The following is a 1,855-nucleotide window of genomic DNA, read 5'->3' as shown; positions in this document are numbered from 1 at the left end:
ATATGTATCTTGACAGTTTCATGATGTGTTTTATTCGTTGAAAAATAGGTGTTGATGTTCTCCTTCGCCCGTTGTTATCGTCAAAGGATGGGGCGTTGGCCTTTAGAAATCAAACCTTACGCTCATTATATATTGGCGTGGTGCCGAGTAAGTGGCGTAGTTGATACCGCCCGTGGCTACCGCTCCTTGCGACAAAGCGCCCGAAAGCGTGGCCTCGGGATCGACGGCCGAGCCCGTGAAGGTGAAGGGATTATATACGTTAAGGCCCACGTTTATGCTGTTAAGGGGCAGGTGGCGCAGCTTGAAAGTGTAGTCCAAACCAATGTTGCGCACTTTAAGGAAGTCGGCCTTGTCAACAAAGTAGTTGGTGAAATCGAGCCAAACTTTGCCTTGTTTCTTGCCTTCGAGCAGTTTCTCGGGTATCTCCGCGTCCTTCAAACCTTTGCGGAAGCGGAATTGGCGGTCGAAAGAATGAACGTAAGCGCCCGTTTGATAGTCGCCCGTCAGGTAAAAGTTGAGCGCCTTATAGCGTATGTTGAGCGATAAATTGCCGTACATCGTGGGCAAGGTACTGCCCAAATCCTGCAATTGGAGCACCTCTTTGAGCGTGCCATCCTCGGCAGCTATGGCCTTGGCACCTCGCAAAAAGCCCACCGGCTTGCCCTCTTCCACGACCGTTTCGATGGTTCGTGAGGAGAAGCCTCCTATGCGGAAAGGCACCACGCCGCCCGTACTGAGCACCTTATTGCGGTTGGTATTGAGCGCCACATGCCCACGGAGCGTCCAGTCTTTATTATCAACAGCGGTCACACCGACGCTCAATTCCACGCCCGTATTCTCTATTTTGCCGACGTTTGCTAAGTAATTAGACGCCTGACCCGAAGAGGGGAGCGTGGGAACGCTGAAGATCGCGTGCTTCGTAAGCGCATGGTAATAGGTAAATCCCAAGGAAAGTATGTTATGGAAGAGCGATGCTTCGAGGCCCGCCTCATAGGAATGTTTCTTCTCGGGGCCCAAATTGGGATTGCCATACTTGCCGAATGTGCCTGCCTGCTTGCCCTTGTAAGAGCCTACATTCACCGTTTTTTGATACTCAAAGGCCGGAGGGTAGCTGCCCGCCACGCCGTAGTTGGCCAGCAGGCGCAGTGTATTGACAATGCCGTTATCGACCACCGGCTTCATGAAAGGCTCGTCCGACATGACGTAAGACAGCCCTATCTTGGGATAGATTTGCCAACCTACGTTGTCACCAAAGGCAGTATTGTAGTCAATACGCATGCCTAAGTCGAGATAATAACGGTCGAGAAAGCCGATATTGTCCTGCGCATAGAAGCCGTAACTGTTGAGATAACTCAACCATTCGTTAGCCGTTACGGTGCCGGCGCCGCTCATTACCCGTGCCCCATCACGCACATTGGTGCCATGATAGGCCACTTGGTGGTCGTGGGTGTTGAAGTATTGGAAGCCGGCCGTTAAGATATTGCTCACGCCCGTGGGCAAATAGAGCTTGTGTTGGCCATTAATGTCGAAGGTAATACCGAAGAATGAGCGGTCATGATTAAACACTCGACCGGCGTTTGAGGTGCCTTCGGGCTTTACTTGGGTATGAATAAGATATTGGTTGGTAATGATTTCCTTGTTGGTATTGGCCCGATAGTCGAGTCCGAAGGTAGCTTTGAAGGTTAAACGGGGCATGGGCGTGAAGTGAAAGGCCTGCGATGTTTGAAAGCGTTTCACGTTTTCCTCGTTGTCTTGCAAGGCTTCGGCCCGGCTGATGAGGGCCTTTATGTGGCTGTACTCATAGCTTTGGGCGGCGTCGATGTCAGGTCCGAAGTTGATAAGTTTGTCCTTCTGC

At 51.4% G+C, this 1,855-nt stretch carries 1 protein-coding gene; it reads right to left on the bottom strand.

Annotated features, from left to right (window positions below; genetic code table 11):
• Positions 1 to 102 precede the first annotated feature (102 nt).
• The coding region (locus tag VIR50_RS03075) for a TonB-dependent receptor domain-containing protein (RefSeq protein ID WP_331933679.1) at positions 103 to 1,855 on the bottom strand (1,753 nt) is incomplete at its 5' end.

This window comes from Prevotella sp., from assembly GCF_036570325.1.
GTDB lineage: Bacteria > Bacteroidota > Bacteroidia > Bacteroidales > Bacteroidaceae > Prevotella.
This window is presented reverse-complemented; position numbering and strand designations above follow the sequence as displayed.